14 protein-coding genes are annotated in these 15,745 nt (G+C 64.5%); 7 read left to right on the top strand and 7 right to left on the bottom strand.

Annotated elements, in window-relative coordinates:
* Nucleotides 1-153 precede the first annotated feature (153 nt).
* Nucleotides 154-756 (bottom strand): heme ABC exporter ATP-binding protein CcmA, encoded by a 603-nt coding sequence (ccmA, locus tag AC1RR3_RS35560; protein WP_492829609.1) that lies wholly within the window; start codon nt 754-756, stop codon nt 154-156.
* A 244-nt stretch (nt 757-1,000) separates the two neighbouring features.
* On the opposite strand from ccmA, the gene acnA reads away from it, so the two are divergent.
* From acnA to AC1RR3_RS35545, 3 genes are all read left to right on the top strand, one after another.
* Entirely contained in the window at nt 1,001-3,721 is a 2,721-nt protein-coding gene (acnA, locus tag AC1RR3_RS35555; RefSeq protein ID WP_492829472.1) for an aconitate hydratase AcnA, read from the top strand.
* A 299-nt stretch (nt 3,722-4,020) separates the two neighbouring features.
* Nucleotides 4,021-4,797, top strand: a complete 777-nt coding sequence (locus AC1RR3_RS35550) for a DUF1223 domain-containing protein (RefSeq protein WP_492829470.1) — start codon at nt 4,021-4,023, stop codon at nt 4,795-4,797.
* Nucleotides 4,798-5,350: 553 nt separating this feature from the next.
* The gene (locus tag AC1RR3_RS35545) at nt 5,351-5,722 is read left to right on the top strand and encodes a DUF2794 domain-containing protein (protein ID WP_492829468.1); all 372 of its coding nucleotides are present in this window, start codon (nt 5,351-5,353) and stop codon (nt 5,720-5,722) included.
* A 104-nt stretch (nt 5,723-5,826) separates the two neighbouring features.
* Here AC1RR3_RS35545 and AC1RR3_RS35540 read toward each other — a convergent pair whose 3' ends face one another.
* The 4 genes from AC1RR3_RS35540 to AC1RR3_RS35525 all read right to left on the bottom strand — a co-directional run bounded on the left by AC1RR3_RS35540 (nt 5,827) and on the right by AC1RR3_RS35525 (nt 10,931).
* On the bottom strand, nt 5,827-6,357 hold the full coding sequence (locus AC1RR3_RS35540) for a GNAT family N-acetyltransferase (protein WP_492829466.1): 531 nt from the start codon (nt 6,355-6,357) through the stop codon (nt 5,827-5,829).
* Between the two features lie 212 nt (nt 6,358-6,569).
* Complete coding sequence (locus AC1RR3_RS35535; RefSeq protein WP_492829464.1) at nt 6,570-7,361, bottom strand: Bax inhibitor-1/YccA family protein; 792 nt, start codon at nt 7,359-7,361, stop codon at nt 6,570-6,572.
* 280 nt (nt 7,362-7,641) lie between these two features.
* Complete coding sequence (locus tag AC1RR3_RS35530; protein ID WP_492829462.1) at nt 7,642-10,212, bottom strand: ABC transporter permease; 2,571 nt, start codon at nt 10,210-10,212, stop codon at nt 7,642-7,644.
* Complete coding sequence (locus tag AC1RR3_RS35525) at nt 10,209-10,931, bottom strand: ABC transporter ATP-binding protein (RefSeq protein ID WP_492829460.1); 723 nt, start codon at nt 10,929-10,931, stop codon at nt 10,209-10,211. The genes AC1RR3_RS35530 and AC1RR3_RS35525 overlap by 4 nt, the downstream gene beginning before the upstream one ends.
* A gap of 55 nt (nt 10,932-10,986) precedes the next feature.
* On the opposite strand from AC1RR3_RS35525, the gene AC1RR3_RS35520 reads away from it, so the two are divergent.
* Both AC1RR3_RS35520 and thpR read left to right on the top strand, forming a co-directional pair.
* Nucleotides 10,987-11,622, top strand: coding sequence for an arylesterase (locus tag AC1RR3_RS35520; protein WP_492829458.1), 636 nt, complete (start codon nt 10,987-10,989; stop codon nt 11,620-11,622).
* Nucleotides 11,623-11,796: 174 nt separating this feature from the next.
* Nucleotides 11,797-12,333, top strand: a complete 537-nt coding sequence (thpR, locus tag AC1RR3_RS35515; RefSeq protein WP_492829456.1) for an RNA 2',3'-cyclic phosphodiesterase — start codon at nt 11,797-11,799, stop codon at nt 12,331-12,333.
* 17 nt (nt 12,334-12,350) lie between these two features.
* Here thpR and AC1RR3_RS35510 read toward each other — a convergent pair whose 3' ends face one another.
* Entirely contained in the window at nt 12,351-12,755 is a 405-nt protein-coding gene (locus AC1RR3_RS35510) for a type II toxin-antitoxin system VapC family toxin (protein ID WP_492829454.1), read from the bottom strand.
* The gene (locus AC1RR3_RS35505; RefSeq protein WP_492829453.1) at nt 12,755-13,009 is read right to left on the bottom strand and encodes a type II toxin-antitoxin system VapB family antitoxin; all 255 of its coding nucleotides are present in this window, start codon (nt 13,007-13,009) and stop codon (nt 12,755-12,757) included. Before AC1RR3_RS35505 ends, AC1RR3_RS35510 begins: the two co-directional genes overlap by 1 nt.
* A gap of 194 nt (nt 13,010-13,203) precedes the next feature.
* On the opposite strand from AC1RR3_RS35505, the gene zapE reads away from it, so the two are divergent.
* Nucleotides 13,204-14,388 carry a cell division protein ZapE gene (gene zapE, locus AC1RR3_RS35500; protein ID WP_492829451.1) on the top strand — a complete coding sequence of 395 codons (1,185 nt, stop codon included), beginning with the start codon at nt 13,204-13,206 and terminating at the stop codon, nt 14,386-14,388.
* 274 nt (nt 14,389-14,662) lie between these two features.
* Nucleotides 14,663-15,631, top strand: coding sequence for a malate dehydrogenase (mdh, locus tag AC1RR3_RS35495; RefSeq protein ID WP_008145224.1), 969 nt, complete (start codon nt 14,663-14,665; stop codon nt 15,629-15,631).
* The last annotated feature ends 114 nt before the right edge of the window (nt 15,632-15,745 follow it).

Raw genomic sequence — 15,745 nt, 5'->3', positions numbered from 1 at the left:
AGGGCTGGGGAGAGGGTGTGTCGACAACGAAGACTCCCCCAGAGGAGAGAACCCTCACCCGGCGTTGCGCGCCGACCTCTCCCGCAAGCGGGAGAGGCAAGGGCGCCCGGAGCAACATCTGTGGCCGCTCGAAAAGCTGAGGGTCGGGCCGCTTCATACCGCCCCCCCGATCTGAAGCTCCCGCGAATCGATCCCGAGCGGCGCGTGGGTCGCCGCAATGATCATCCCGCCGCGTCCCAGATGCTCCCGCATCAGGCCGCCGAACATGTCCTGGCCGGCCACGTCCAGCGCATTGGTCGGCTCGTCGAGCAGCCAGACCGGGCGGCGCACCGTCAGCAGCCGGGCCAGCGAGAGCCGGCGGCGCTGCCCGGCGGACAGGAAAGCTGCCGGCAGATGGGTGGCGTGGTCGAGGCCGACGGTGGTCAGGCTCTCTGCGGGGTCAAAACGCTCGCCGCCCAGAAAATCAGCCCAGAATGCCAGATTTTCGGCCACACTCAGCGCCGGTTTGAGGGCATCGCGATGGCCGAGATAATGGCACTGCTCGGGCAGCGTCAGCTCGGCATCGCCGCCATCGAGCGCGATTGTCCCGCCAGCCGGAATGAGCAGGCCCGCGATCAGCCGCAGCAGCGAGGTCTTGCCCGATCCGTTACGGCCGACCACTGCCACGGCTTCGCCGGCGACCGCCTCGAAATCGAGCCCGGAAAACACCTCGCGCCCGCCCCGCACGCAAACGACCCCCCGTCCGGACAGCTGCATCTTGCCTTGGTTCAACCCGCTCAAAGCCTGGCCTCAGGAAATCTTGGGGTAGCGCATGGGAATTTTTGGCTCGCGAATTGCTGCGGCACGTTTGTGGCTGTGGCGGCGCGGTTAGAAAGCTTCTATAAGCCCGGAACTACTTGATGCAGCAACTCAACCTGCCCCTGCAAGCGACTCAACCGGATTCGCTGACGGTGTTAAAATACCCCTTGCCGGGTATAACTAACAATTGGGATTTCCTAGCATGACCTCGCTCGACAGCTTCAAATGCAAAAAGACCCTCAAGGTCGGCGCCAAGACCTATGTCTATTACAGCCTGCCCACGGCCGAGAAGAATGGTCTGAAGGGAATTTCGAAACTTCCCTATTCGATGAAGGTTCTGCTCGAGAACCTGCTGCGCAATGAGGACGGCCGAACGGTCAAGAAGGCAGACATCGTCGCGGTGTCGAAGTGGCTGCGCAAGAAGTCGCTGGAGCATGAGATCGCGTTCCGCCCGGCCCGCGTGTTGATGCAGGACTTCACCGGCGTGCCCGCGGTGGTCGATCTCGCCGCGATGCGCAACGCGATGCAGAAGCTCGGCGGCGATGCCGAGAAGATCAACCCGCTGGTCCCCGTCGACCTCGTCATCGACCATTCGGTGATCGTGAACTTCTTCGGCGACAACAAGGCCTTCGCCAAGAACGTCACCGAGGAATACAAGCAGAACCAGGAGCGCTACGAGTTCCTGAAATGGGGCCAGGCGGCGTTCTCGAACTTCTCCGTCGTGCCGCCCGGCACCGGCATCTGCCACCAGGTCAATCTCGAATATCTCTCCCAGACGGTCTGGACCAAGAAGGAGAAGATGACGGTCGGCAAGAAGACCGGCACCTTCGAGGTCGCCTATCCGGACTCGCTGGTCGGCACCGACTCCCACACCACCATGGTCAATGGTCTGGCCGTGCTCGGCTGGGGCGTCGGCGGCATCGAGGCGGAAGCCTGCATGCTCGGCCAGCCGCTGTCGATGCTGCTGCCCACCGTCGTCGGCTTCAAGCTGAAGGGCGCGATGAAGGAAGGCGTCACCGCGACCGACCTCGTGCTCACAGTGACGCAGATGCTGCGCAAGCTCGGCGTGGTCGGCAAGTTCGTCGAGTTCTTCGGTCCCGGCCTCGACAATCTCTCCGTCGCCGACAAGGCGACCATCGCCAACATGGCGCCGGAATATGGCGCGACCTGCGGCTTCTTCCCGGTCGACGCCGCCGCGATCGACTATCTCAAGACCTCCGGCCGCGCTCCTGCGCGCGTCGCGCTGGTGCAGGCCTATGCCAAGGCACAGGGCCTGTTCCGCACCGCCAAGTCCGCCGATCCGGTGTTCACCGAATTGCTGACGCTCGACCTCGGCGATGTCGTGCCGTCGATGGCCGGTCCGAAGCGCCCCGAAGGCCGCGTCGCGCTGCCGTCGGTCGCTGAAGGTTTTTCGGTGGCGCTCGCCAACGAGTACAAGAAGGGCGAGGAGCCCACGAAGCGCTTTGCCGTCGACGGCAAGAACTACGAGATCGGCCATGGCGACGTCGTGATCGCCGCCATCACCTCCTGCACCAACACCTCGAACCCGAGCGTGCTGATCGGCGCGGGCCTGCTGGCACGTAACGCCGCTGCGAAGGGTCTGAAGGCAAAGCCGTGGGTGAAGACCTCGCTCGCCCCGGGCAGCCAGGTGGTCGCCGCCTATCTCGCCGATTCCGGCCTCCAGGCCGATCTCGACAAGGTCGGCTTCAACCTGGTCGGTTTCGGCTGCACCACCTGCATCGGCAATTCCGGCCCGCTGCCGGAGGAGATCTCGAAGTCGATCAACGACAACGGCATCGTCGCCGCGGCCGTGCTCTCCGGTAACCGCAACTTCGAAGGCCGCGTCTCGCCGGACGTGCAGGCGAACTATCTGGCCTCGCCGCCGCTGGTCGTCGCGCACGCGCTCGCGGGCAGCGTCACCAAGAACCTCGCGGTCGAGCCGCTCGGCGAAGGCAAGGACGGCAAGCCGGTGTACCTCAAGGACATCTGGCCCACGACCAAGGAGATCAACGCCTTCATGAAGAAGTTCGTGACCGCGGCGATCTTCAAGAAGAAGTATGCCGACGTGTTCAAGGGCGACACCAACTGGCGCAAGATCAAGACCGTCGAGAGCGAGACCTATCGCTGGAACATGTCTTCGACCTACGTGCAGAACCCGCCCTATTTCGAAGGCATGAAGAAGGAGCCGGAGCCGGTCACCGACATCGTCGAGGCGCGCATCCTCGCCATGTTCGGCGACAAGATCACCACCGACCACATCTCGCCGGCCGGTTCGATCAAGCTCACCTCGCCTGCTGGCAAATATCTCAGCGAGCACCAGGTGCGTCCCGCCGACTTCAACCAGTACGGCACGCGCCGCGGCAACCACGAAGTCATGATGCGCGGCACCTTCGCCAACATCCGCATCAAGAACTTCATGCTGAAGGGCGCTGACGGAAACATCCCTGAAGGTGGTCTCACCAAGCACTGGCCGGACGGCGAGCAGATGTCGATCTACGACGCCGCGATGAAGTACCAGCAGGAGCAGGTGCCGCTGGTGGTGTTCGCCGGCGCCGAATACGGCAACGGCTCCTCGCGCGACTGGGCTGCGAAGGGCACGCGTCTGCTCGGCGTGCGCGCCGTGATCTGCCAGAGCTTCGAGCGCATCCATCGCTCCAACCTGGTCGGTATGGGCGTGCTGCCGCTGACCTTCGAGGACGGCACCTCCTGGTCCTCGCTCGGCCTCAAGGGCGACGAGAAGGTCACGCTGCGTGGTCTCGTCGGCGATCTGAAGCCGCGCCAGAAGCTGACCGCGGAGATCGTCTCCGGTGATGGTTCGTTGCAGCGCGTTTCGCTGCTTTGCCGCATCGATACGCTGGACGAGCTCGATTACTACCGGAACGGCGGCATTCTGCACTACGTGCTGCGCAAGCTCGCGGCCTAAAGCATGATCCGGAAAAGTGCGCAGCGGTTTTCCGGAAAGATCATGCTCAAACAACAGCCCAGAGCGCCTGTGGCGCTTTGGCGCGCGAATTTGTGAACAGTGGCTCACTGCGACGTGAGTAGAAGGTTAAACGAAGGCGGCCTATCACAAGGCCGCCTTCGTGCGTTACGCTACGCCTCCGATGGTCCCGCCCGGCGGAAAACCTCGCCCCGGACGGTTGAAACTGCGGTGCCTGTAAGACTACGGTGACCATCAGGCGATAGGATCTTCCCCCACGCGTGCGAGGTGTGACGTTCAACATGACTGCAATGATGGCTTCTAATCTGGTTTCGCGCTGGTCCGGTGCACTCTGGTCGGGAGCACTCGGCATCTGCGCCATCGTCGCCGTCATCCGTCCCGCCGAGGCTGATCCCCGCGCCGTTGTCGAATTGTTTACCTCGCAGGGCTGCTCGTCCTGCCCGCCCGCCGACAAGATCATCGGCGATCTCTCCAGCGATCCCTCGATCATCGCGCTGAGCATGCCGATCGATTACTGGGATTATCTCGGCTGGAAGGACACGCTGGCGGATTCACGCTTCTCGGCGCGGCAGCGCGCTTATTCGCGCATGCGCGGCGATCGCGAGGTCTATACACCGCAAGTCGTGGTCAACGGCTCCGCGCATGTAATCGGCAGCGATCGCGCCGGCATCGAGAATGCGATCGGCAAGACCGACAAGAGCGCCGGCGTGATGAGTGTGCCGGTGACGATGTCGCTCTCGGGCAAGCAGATCAACGTCTCGGTGGCCGCGAGCAAGGAGCCGACAGTCGCGCATGGCGAGGTCTGGATCTGTTCGGTCGCCAGGTCGGTGCCGATCTCGATCGCCAAGGGCGAAAATCGGGGACAGCAGATCACCTATCACAACGTGGTGCGCAACCTGCTCAAGGTCGGCGACTGGAGCGGCCGTTCGGAGAGCTGGACGGTGCCGCTGGAAAACCTCACGCGCGACGGCGTCGACGGCGCGGTGGTCTATGTCCAGGACGGCAGCCGCGAGAAGCCGGGCCCGATGCTCGGCGCGGCATACACGTCGCTGCACTGAAGCGCAGCGCGCTCAAGATCGTCTCAAGACAATTTGTCTCTCGTCATTCCGGGGCGCGCGAAGCGCGAACCCGGAATCCATCGATCGACTTTCCGAACTGAGAAATGGATTCCGGGCTCGCGCCAAGAGGCGCGCCCACGGAATGACCGCGAGCTGGCAACACTGCCCCACAAACAAAAAAGGACCAACTTGCGTTGGCCCTCCTTGTCGCGCGTACAGACCCGATCCTGTTCGACCCCGGGGGGCTGGGGGCTGAGGAATCCGGAACCGAAAGGACCGGGTCAACGCACACAGGTCTTTTCGCAATGCAGGGCGGCGGGCGGTGGGCGGAAAAGCGGCGATACTATGATTCCTGCTAACGATCCCGTGACGGTTTGCCGCGAGAGAGTTCCACCCTTGCGTGTGCTCGGATTAGTGCCCGATTCAATGAGTTGAGCGAGGAGCCTCTTGCGGCCGGGAACAGTTGGCGCAATCATGCAATTGTCATGATCCGCGGTTCCGGGGACGGTCTTCGCGGACGCGATCATGCTGTGCGATGAGGAGGCGCTTCCCCATGAGTCTGACGTCGGAGGATGCCGATCCGAGCGGGCAGCGCGCAGTGGCGCACCCCGCCGCTGCGTCGACGCAACCGAACCGGGTGACGTTCAACCGGTTGGAATTGAACCGTATCCTCAATCTCTATGGCCGCATGGTCGCCGACGGCGAGTGGCGCGACTATGCGATCGACTTCCTGAAGGACCGCGCCGTGTTCTCGGTCTTCCGCCGCGCCTCGGAAGTGCCGATCTACCGGATCGAGAAAGACCCGCGCCTCGCGCGCAAGCAGGGCATGTACAGCGTGATCTCGGCGACGGGCCTGATCCTGCGCCGCGGCCATGAGCTGGATCGCGTGCTGCTGGTGATCGATCGCAAGCTCGCGGTGGTGTAGCGCTGCTGCCGTAGCCCGGATGGAGCGCAGCGCAATCCGGGGCCGCTGTGTCAGCAGATCGACCTGTCCCGGATTACGCTGCGCTCCGTCCGGGCTACGAGGTCCTACTTCTCCGGCACCGTGCGCGCGCCTTCGCCGAGGTCGCGCTGCATCATCACCGTATCCAGCCAGCGACCGAATTTCAGCCCGACATTGGGATGGGTGCCGATCATCTTGAAGCCGCCCTTGGTGTGGACGCCGATCGAGCCCGCATTGGCGGAATCGCCGATCACCGCGACCATCTGGCGGAAGCCGCGCGCCTCGCACTCGGCGACCAGCCGGTCCAGCAGCAGCGAGCCGATGCCGCGGCGATGGAAGCTGGGGTCGAGATAGATCGAGTTCTCGACCGTGAAGCGATAGGCCGGCCGCGGCCGGTAGGCGCCGGCATAGGCATAGCCGGCCACGCGTCCCTCGAGGATGGCGACGAAATAGGGATAGCCGCCGTCGACCAGCGTGCGATAGCGCCGCGTCATCTCGGCAAGGTCGGGCGGGTCCAGCTCGAACGTCGCCGTGCCTTCGCGCACGGCCTGCTGGTAGATGGCGGTGATGGCAGGAAGGTCGGCCTCGGTCGTGGGCCTGATTTCAGGTGCGGACATGAGGAAAGATTAGAGCCTTCCCGCGGCGGCCGGAAGGGGCGAACGGCCTCTCCACGCCGTCATTGCGAGCGCAGCGAAGCAATCCAGAAATGCATCCGCGGAGGGTCTCTGGATTGCTTCGCTGCGCTCGCAATGACGCGGAGAGGCAGTGGGCCCAAACAAAAACCCCGGCCTTTCGGCCGGGGCTCGTGTCCGTTCTCTCGTCTCGGGGCTTAGTCGCGCTGGCCGAGGAGCTGCAGGAGCAGCGTGAACAGGTTGATGAAGTTCAGGTACAGCGACAGCGCGCCGGTGATGGCCGCACGCTCCGCGACGTCACCGCCGGCCGAAGCGTAGCCGTAGATGTAGTCGTTCTTCAGCCGCTGCGTATCCCAGGCGGTGAGGCCCGCGAACACCAGCACGCCGACCACCGACACCACGAACTGCAGCACCGAGCTCGCCAGGAACAGATTGACTAGGCTCGCGATGATGATGCCGATCAGGCCCATGAACAGGAACGATCCCATTCCGCTCATGTCACGCTTGGTGGTGTAGCCGTAGAGGCTGAGTGCACCGAAGGTCGCCGCGGTGATGAAGAACACCCGCACGATCGAGGTGTGCGTGAACACCAGGAAGATCGACGACAGCGAGATGCCCATCAGCGCCGCGAACACCCAGAACAGGATCTGGGCGGTCGAGGGGGCCAGACGGTTGATGCCCGCCGAGATCACGAACACCATCGCGAGCGGCGCGAGCATGAACAGCCACTTCAGCGGGCTGACGAACATCGCGTAGCCGAACGGCGTCAGGAACAGCTTGCCGACGCGGACGGCGTCCGCCGTCGGAACGTCGGTGACGGCAGCCATGTAGACGCCGAGCGCGGCCAGGCCGGTGATGGCGAGGCCAATGCTCATGTAATTGTAGATGCGCAGCATGTAGGCGCGCAGGCCGGCATCGACCGTCGCGGCGTCAACACGCCCGGCGGCCCTGCCGAAAGGAGAAGCGTAGTTACGGTCTAGGTCCGACATGGTCGAATTCCCGTTGGTTGGCCCGGTCCGGCATGAGGGTCGCCATGCCGCCGGTTCGTCAAATTCTATCTCGGATACCGATGTCTGCCGACTAAATTTTGGCTAACAATCGGGGCTCCGAACCCACTCGATATGTGGGAAACTAACACATTCGCTGCAACCGTCCACGCGCGGCTGAATGTCGCCCTTGGCGGCAATCCTGACGCGAACCTGACGAGCGACGTGGTTAATCGTCGAAATCGTGCGATTTCGCTCCCGCGCGGCGACCCGCTACCATTTGTCACAAATTCCGCAACACCGTGGCGGGCTTTTTGTTCAACGCCAGGAGCGTGCCGGCGAGCCCGAGCCCGACCGTGACGATGAGGGCGGCCGCAACTACGCCGGCCGCGCTGCCGGCCTGCCAGACGAAGGTCAGCGTCATCAGCCGCGTCACGATCATCCAGGCGGCGACGCTGCCCGCGATCACGCCGAACACCGCGGTGGCGAGCCCGATCAGGAGGTATTCGAGGGCATAGGCGCCGAGCAGCCGCAGCCGCGTCGCGCCCAGCGTCTTCAGGATCACCGCATCGTAGACCCGGTGGCGATGACCGGCGGCGAGCGCTCCGCCCAGCACCAGGATCGCCGAGATCAGGGTCACGGCACTGGCGCCGCGGATCGCCAGCGCCAGATTGGTCACGACCGAACCGACCGTCTCCATCACCTCGCGCACGCGCACGCTGGTTACCATGGGGTAAGCGTCGGCGACCTGCCTGATGATCTTGCCGTCGCCGGCTGCATCGCCGCCCGCCTCGGTGAGCGTCGCGATGTGGGTGTGCGGCGCGCCCTTGAAGGCATTCGGCGAGAACACCAGCACGAAATTGATCCCCATCCCCTGCCAGTCGATGGTGCGCAGATTGCCGATTCTCGCCGGGATGTCGCGGCCGAGCACATTGACCACGATCTCGTCGCCGAGCCTGAGGCCGAGCCCGTCGGCGATCTTCTTCTCCATCGAGACCAGCGGCGGGCCGGAATAATCGGCGCTCCACCACTCGCCCTCGACCACCTTGGAGCCCTTCGGCTGCTCGGCGGTGTAGGTCAGGCCGCGGTCGCTCTGCAGCACCCACTCGGAATCGGTGGTGGGCTTGAGGTCCTCGGCGCGCACGCCGCGCGCTCCGACGATGCGCCCGCGCAGCATCGGGACGTCCTCGACCTTCGCGCCGGGTGCGATCTGGCGCAGATATTCGTCGAACGGCGCGGCTTGCGTGCTCGGGATGTCGATGAAGAAGAACGACGGCGCGTGATCGGGGAGCGCCGCAAGGAACTGCCGGCGCAGATTGCCGTCGATCTGGGTGATGGTGACGAGCACGGCGAGCCCCAGCCCCAGCGACAGCACGACCGAGGGCGTCAGCGCACCGGGCCGGTGGATGTTGGCGATCGCAAGCCGCAGCATCGGCAGCCGCGAGCGCGGCAGCCGCCGCGCGATCGTCATCAGCAGGGCCGCGATGCCGCGCAGCAGGGCGAACACGACGACGGAGGAGGCCACGAACACCGCGGCGATGCGCTTGTCGAAAGACAATCCGATCACGACCGCGATCAGCAGCGCGACCACGACACCCATGAACACCAGATAGCCCAGGCGCGGCCGGTGCCATTCGGAGCTGATGGTGTCGCGGAACAGCGCGGCCACCGGCACGTCGTGCACGCGGCCGAGCGGCCACAGGCCGAAGGCGAGCGCGGTGAGCAGGCCATAGAGGAAGGATAGCGCGAGCTCGTCGGCATGCACGGCGGGCACCACCGGCAGCGGCAACAATTTGCCGAACAGGCCGACGATGGCGAACGGCATGGCGGCGCCGAGCGCCAGCCCGATCACCGAGCCGATCGCGGCGAGCAGGAGAACCTGCGCCAGATAGATGCCGAACACGTCGCGCCCGGTGGCGCCGACGGCCTTGAAGGCCGCGATCACCTCGAGCTTGCGGTCGATATGGCTCTTCACGGCGTTGGCGACGCCGACGCCGCCGACCAGCAGCGCGGCAAGGCCGACCAGGGTCAGGAACTGCGTGAAGCGGCTGATGTTGCGTTCGAGCTGCGGCGAGGCGTTGGAGCGGCTGCGGACTTCCCAGCCGGCCTGCGGCGCCGCGTTGCGCGCGTCAGTGATGAAAGCTTCGGTGGCGCGCTCGGTATTGGCGTTGTCGGGCAGCTTCACCCGGTAGACCCAGCGCACCAGGCTGCCGGGCTGGATCAGGCCGGTGGCGCGCAGGCCGGCCTCGCTGATCAGGAAGCGTGGTCCAAAGCCGATGCCGCCGGCGAGCTTGTCGGGCTCGGCTTCGACGGTGCTGCGGATCTGGAAGGTCGCGGAGCCAACAGTGACGCGGTCGCCGGTCTTGAGCGACATCCGCGCCAGCAGCGTCGGATCGGCGGCGGCGCCGAACGCGCCGTCGCGTTCTGCAAGGACGTCAGCCATCGGTAGCGGCGGCGCCAGCGTCAACTGCCCGAGCATCGGATAGCTGTCGTCGACCGCCTTCATCTCGACCAGCGCGAGCTGGCCGTCGGCCGCGCGCGCCATGCCGCGCAAGGTGGCGGCGGTCGAGACGGTGCCGCGCGAGCGCAGGAAGGCGACCTCGTCCGGTTTGGCCTCGCGCTGGAACAATACGAACGACACGTCGCCGCCGAGCAGCGTGCGGCCTTCGCGGGCGAGGCCGTCGCTCAGGCTTGCCGACACCGAGCCGACGCCGGCAATTGCCATCACGCCGAGCGCGATGCAGGCGATGAAGACATAGAAGCCGCGCAGGCCTCCGCGCAATTCGCGCAGTGCGTAGCGCAGCGACAGCGCGGCGGCGTGGGGCCGCGCGAACGGTTCGGCAGTCGTGCTCATGCCGGTGCAGACTGCGTGTCGATGCGCCCCGAGCGCAGGCGGATGACGCGGTCGCAGCGATGTGCGAGCGAGGAATCATGCGTGACCAGCACCAAGGTCATGCCGCGCTCGGCGTGCTTGGTGAAGAGCAGGTCGACGATCTGCTTTCCGGTGGTCTCGTCGAGATTGCCGGTCGGCTCGTCGGCAACGAGGATGGCGGGATCGGGCGCCAGCGCGCGGGCGAGCGCGACGCGCTGCTGCTCGCCGCCGGAGAGCTGCGTCGGATAATGATGCAGGCGATCGCCGAGCCCGACCGATTGCAGCTCCTGCGCTGCGCGCTTGGCAGCGTCGGGATTGCCGGCAAGCTCGAGCGGCACCGCGACATTCTCCAGCGCCGTCATGGTCGGGATCAGATGGAAGGACTGGAAGACGATGCCGACCTGGCGGCCGCGGAAGCGGGCCAGGGCGTCCTCGTCGAGGGCATTGAAAGGCGTGCCTGACACCACCACCTCTCCGCTATCAGGACGCTCCAGCCCCGCCATCACCATCAGCAGTGTGGATTTGCCCGAGCCTGACGGGCCGATCAGGCCGATCGTCTCACCCGAGCCGACCCGCAGGCTGATATCCTTGAGGATGTGAACGCGTGCCGCCCCCGTGCCCAATGAGAGATTGACATTGGAGATGGCGATGGTGTCCGGCGCGGCGCCGGCGAACGAAGAGGATTCGATGCGAGTGTCCATGGTCCGGTCATATGGCAACTCCGCTAGCGCGGTCGAGAGGCGTTACGGATTGTTCATGCACATAGCCGTGTTGATGCTCGCTTTGATGACGATCGCGAACCCGGCTTGGGCGGAGGCGACAAAACCGGTCAAGCTTGTCGTTCTCGGCGATTCCTTGAGCGCAGGCCTCGGCCTTCCGGCCCAGGAGGCATTTCCCGCAAAGCTTCAAAAAGCCTTGCAGGCCAAAGGCATAGCCGTTGACATGATCAATGCCGGGGTGTCCGGCGATACCTCCTCGGGGGGGCGCGACCGGCTCGACTGGTCGGTCCCTGAGGGAACCGAGGGCGTGATCGTCGAGCTCGGCGCCAACGACGCGCTGCGCGGCATCGATCCCGATTTGACGCGTGCCGCGCTGACCGACATCATCGCGCGGCTGAAGGCACGCAAGATCCCTGTGATGCTGTGCGGGATGCTGGCGCCGCCGAATTACGGCGCCGAATATGCGGCGCGCTTCAATTCGATTTATCCGGATCTGGCGAAACAATTCGAGGTGTCGCTCTATCCGTTCTTCCTCGACGGCGTCGCCGCCGACGCCAAGCTCAACCAGGCCGACGGCATTCATCCGACCGCTGAAGGCGTCGACATCATCGTCGGCAACATGATGCCCACGGTGCAGGCATTTTTGCGCAACATAAGCGAGCAGCGGCGTTGAAAAGCAGGCAACGCTAACCCTAACCGCAAGGGTTATCCCGTGAGTTCACGGGTCATGCTTCGCAGAGTCACACAAACGCGATAGGAATCAAGGTACCGGTGATTCGTCGCCGGCTCTAAAATTTGGATATGATCCTTCCCAGGGATCATGCCCAAGCATCGGGAGTGCGAAACGATGCCGCGTTTGTTCACTGGTCTGGAAATTCCGGCCGAGATCGGCCAGACGCTTTCCAATTTGCGGGGCGGCCTTCCCGGCGCCCGATGGATCGATCCCGAAAATTATCACGTCACTTTGCGCTTCATCGGCGATATCGACGGCATGTCCGCCAACGAGATTGCATCGATGCTGTTTCGCGTCGACCGCAAGCCGTTCGAGGTCAAGGTGCAGGGGCTCATGAGCTTCGGCGGCCGCAAGCCGCGCGCGGTGGTCGCGACCATCGCGCCGAGCAGGCCGCTGATGGAATTGCAGGCCGAGCTCGAGCGCTTGATGCAGCGCATCGGTCTCGATCCCGAGGGACGCAAGTTCATTCCGCATGTCACGCTGGCCCGTCTGCACGACGCCACCGACCGCGACGTCGCCGACTATCTTTCGCTGCGCGGCTATTTTCCAAGCAAGGCGTTCATGGCCGAACGTTTTGTGCTGTTCTCATCGCGCGCGTCGACGGGGGGCGGGCCGTATGTGGTCGAGGACGCCTACGAGCTGTGTGAGTAGGTCTTTACCTCGGCGCGCTATCGCGGCGGCGCCACGCTTGATCTGCTGACGTCGGTCTTCGCGAAATCCTCGCCCTTGAACAGCAGTGGCTCGCTGCGGGTCACCGCTAGCGCGTAGGAAAAGCAATCACCGTAGTTGAGCGACGCAGTGTGACGCCCCTTCCCGTAGCGCCGCCAGGCGCGCCGTGCTGCATCGGCTTGTCCGGCATCGACCGCCACGATCTCGGCTCCGATCTTGACGAGCCAGAGATCGAACTCGCGCCCGCCGGCATCACCTAACCGTGTCTCGATAACCATCGTTGCTTCAAGCACCGTTGCCGCCGAGATCAAGCGGATCGGATCGTCCACGATCAGTCGCTCGATATCCGCTGCATCGTCTTCGTTGAGCGCGATTGCCACGATCGCCGATGTATCGATCACCATCAGCGCGGCAATCCGTGCTCGTCGTATCCGAGAATTTCCTCAGCCGTGCGGTCATCCACGACGCGCATTTCGCTCCAGCGTCGCCTGATCTCGGCCATGTCCTGCAGCAGCGCGTCTTTGTGAGCTTGACCGCTGAGCCGGCGCAATCGCTCCTCAATGGCACGTTTGGTCGCTGTCGTGATGTTCTCGCCGGTCAATTGCGCCAGAGTCCGCGCTAATTGCTCCGTTTCGGGGTCCTTGATGCTGAGCGCCATTTGAGGTTCCTTGGTTCCTCAATAGGTATATTCTAGCCGCGCGGAGCGCAAGAATCGATCCGTTTGGCTGACCGGACACCACACCGACACAGAGGTCCGTGTCCACGCGCGATCCGTCCGCGAAGGGTGGGGCGCATAAGCCGTTGCGCGAATACGCAGTTGCAATTTCCGCCCATCTCTGGCGGTAAAGAGCCATGCTCTCCACCCTCAATTCCTCATTCCGCGAGGCGTACCAGGCCCGGATCGCCGAAGGCGCGATCGAGCCCGATGCTGCGCAGGCCGAGGTCGCCGAGGCCTATGCGGCGCTCGACCAGCGGCTCGCGAACTACAAGCCGCAGCGCAAGCAGGGCCTGCTCAGCCGCCTGTTCAGCAGTGACAAGGACGAGGCGCCGCGCGGGCTCTACATCCATGGCGAGGTCGGCCGCGGCAAGACCATGCTGATGGACCTGTTCTTCCAGCACTCCACCGTCGAGCACAAGCGCCGCGCGCATTTCCACGAATTCATGGCCGATGTGCACGAGCGCATCTACGACTATCGCCAGAGCATCGCGCGCGGCGAGACCGCCGATGGTGACGTCATCGCGCTGACGGCGACTGCGATCTTCGAGGAGAGCTGGCTGCTTTGCTTCGACGAATTCCACGTCACCGACATCGCGGACGCGATGATCCTGGGACGCCTATTCGCAAAGTTGTTCGAGCTCGGCACCGTGGTGGTCGCGACCTCCAACGTCGCGCCCGACGATCTCTACAAGGGCGGCCTCAACCGCTCGCTGTTCCTGCCCTTCATCAAGCAGATCACCGACCACATGGACGTTGCGCGGCTCGATGCGCGCACCGACTTCCGCCTGGAGAAGCTCCAGGGCGTGCCGATGTGGCTGACGCCGGCCGACAGCGATGCGGATGCCGCGCTCGACCGCGCCTGGTCCAGGATGAGCGGCAGCGCCAAATGCAAGTCGCGCGATATTTCGATCAAGGGCCGCATCCTGCACGTGCCGTGCTCGGCCCATGGCGTGGCGCGGTTCACCTTCGCCGATCTCTGCGAGAAGCCGCTGGGCGCATCGGATTACCTCAGGCTGGCGCACGACTATCACACCATCCTGGTCGACCATATTCCAGTGATGGACATCTCCCAGCGCAACGCCGCCAAGCGCTTCATCACGCTGATCGACACGCTCTATGACAATGCCGTGAAGCTGATGGCCTCGGCCGACGCCAACCCGATCTCGCTCTACCTCGCCCATGAGGGCACCGAGGCCATGGAGTTCAAGCGGACGTCCTCGCGCCTGATCGAAATGAGCTCGGAATCCTATCTGGCGCTGCCTCACGGCCGCAAGGATTCCACCGCAAGCGGCTCCACCAAGGGCCTGGTGGAGACTTAAGTCCTATCTCCGCCCGTCATTCCGGCGCGCGCGACTTGTCCGCCGAAGCTCGGAGAGCGAAGGCGGCAGCGACGAGCCCGGAATCCGCACGCCTGATCGTGGTTATGGATTCCGGGCCTGCGCCTGTCGGCGCATCCCGGAATGACGGCCGGGTGTGCTGGCTGCTATCGCGCCAAGCCCGACAATTGAGCATCCACCGACTTGAACGGCGGAAGCGAAAGGGATAACCACCCTGTCAGTTTTCCCTCCTTACGTGTCTAAAGGACAGGTTCACATGGCGCGCGACAAGATTGCTTTGATTGGCTCCGGTCAGATCGGCGGAACGCTGGCTCACCTCATCGGCCTGAAAGAACTGGGCGACGTCGTGATGTTCGACATCGCCGAGGGCGTGCCGCAGGGCAAGGCGCTCGACATCGCGCAGTCCTCGCCGGTCGACGGCTTCGACGCGCACTACACCGGCGCGAACTCGTACGAAGCCCTCGACAACGCCAAGGTCTGCATCGTCACCGCCGGCGTGCCGCGCAAGCCCGGCATGAGCCGCGACGACCTCCTCTCCATCAACCTCAAGGTCATGGAGCAGGTCGGCGCCGGCATCAAGAAGTACGCCCCCGACGCCTTCGTCATCTGCATCACCAACCCGCTCGACGCCATGGTCTGGGCGCTGCAGAAGGCCTCCGGCCTGCCGCACAAGAAGGTCGTCGGCATGGCCGGCGTGCTGGATTCGGCGCGCTTCCGCTACTTCCTGGCCGACGAGTTCAACGTCTCGGTCGAGGACGTCACCGCCTTCGTGCTCGGCGGCCATGGCGACACCATGGTGCCGCTGGTGAAGTACTCCACTGTCGCCGGCATCCCGCTGCCCGACCTCGTCAAGATGGGCTGGACCTCGCAGGCGCGCCTCGACGAGATCGTCGACCGCACCCGCAACGGCGGCGCCGAGATCGTCAACCTGCTCAAGACCGGCTCGGCCTTCTACGCGCCTGCGGCCTCCGCCATCGCGATGGCCGAGAGCTATCTGCGTGACAAGAAGCGCGTGCTGCCCTCGGCCGCCTACCTCAACGGCGAATACGGCGTGAAGGACATGTATGTCGGCGTGCCCGTCGTGATCGGCTCCAAGGGCGTCGAGCGCGTCGTCGAGATCGAGCTCGCCGGCAAGGACCGCGAAGCCTTCGACAAGTCGGTCGGCGCCGTGCAGGGCCTGGTCGACGCCTGCAAGAAGATCGCGCCCGATCTTCTCGGCCGCTAAGCCAGCAATCCCCGCCGAAGATCGAAACCCGGTCTTCGGCGGTTTCACTTTCGGAGCCCTTCTGACCGGGGCGGGCTCCGGTTCGCAGAGATCGATGTCAAAGAATCCGGGTTG

The organism is Bradyrhizobium sp. GW821-FHT13H05 (genome assembly GCF_058804065.1).
Note: the sequence above shows the minus strand (reverse complement) of the source record. Positions and strands in the feature narration are given on the sequence as shown.

What these genes read in the sequence shown, in the direction of transcription:
- AC1RR3_RS35510 (WP_492829454.1), bottom strand. Translation starts at nt 12,755, where the DNA reads ATGGTGATCGATACATCGGCGATCGTGGCAATCGCGCTCAACGAAGAC.
- AC1RR3_RS35505 (WP_492829453.1), bottom strand. Translation starts at nt 13,009, where the DNA reads ATGGCGCTCAGCATCAAGGACCCCGAAACGGAGCAATTAGCGCGGACT.
- AC1RR3_RS35550 (WP_492829470.1), top strand. Translation starts at nt 4,021, where the DNA reads ATGACTGCAATGATGGCTTCTAATCTGGTTTCGCGCTGGTCCGGTGCA.
- AC1RR3_RS35535 (WP_492829464.1), bottom strand. Translation starts at nt 7,361, where the DNA reads ATGTCGGACCTAGACCGTAACTACGCTTCTCCTTTCGGCAGGGCCGCC.
- zapE (WP_492829451.1), top strand. Translation starts at nt 13,204, where the DNA reads ATGCTCTCCACCCTCAATTCCTCATTCCGCGAGGCGTACCAGGCCCGG.
- acnA (WP_492829472.1), top strand. Translation starts at nt 1,001, where the DNA reads ATGACCTCGCTCGACAGCTTCAAATGCAAAAAGACCCTCAAGGTCGGC.
- AC1RR3_RS35530 (WP_492829462.1), bottom strand. Translation starts at nt 10,212, where the DNA reads ATGAGCACGACTGCCGAACCGTTCGCGCGGCCCCACGCCGCCGCGCTG.
- ccmA (WP_492829609.1), bottom strand. Translation starts at nt 756, where the DNA reads ATGCAGCTGTCCGGACGGGGGGTCGTTTGCGTGCGGGGCGGGCGCGAG.
- thpR (WP_492829456.1), top strand. Translation starts at nt 11,797, where the DNA reads ATGCCGCGTTTGTTCACTGGTCTGGAAATTCCGGCCGAGATCGGCCAG.
- AC1RR3_RS35525 (WP_492829460.1), bottom strand. Translation starts at nt 10,931, where the DNA reads ATGGACACTCGCATCGAATCCTCTTCGTTCGCCGGCGCCGCGCCGGAC.
- AC1RR3_RS35540 (WP_492829466.1), bottom strand. Translation starts at nt 6,357, where the DNA reads ATGTCCGCACCTGAAATCAGGCCCACGACCGAGGCCGACCTTCCTGCC.
- mdh (WP_008145224.1), top strand. Translation starts at nt 14,663, where the DNA reads ATGGCGCGCGACAAGATTGCTTTGATTGGCTCCGGTCAGATCGGCGGA.
- AC1RR3_RS35520 (WP_492829458.1), top strand. Translation starts at nt 10,987, where the DNA reads ATGCACATAGCCGTGTTGATGCTCGCTTTGATGACGATCGCGAACCCG.
- AC1RR3_RS35545 (WP_492829468.1), top strand. Translation starts at nt 5,351, where the DNA reads ATGAGTCTGACGTCGGAGGATGCCGATCCGAGCGGGCAGCGCGCAGTG.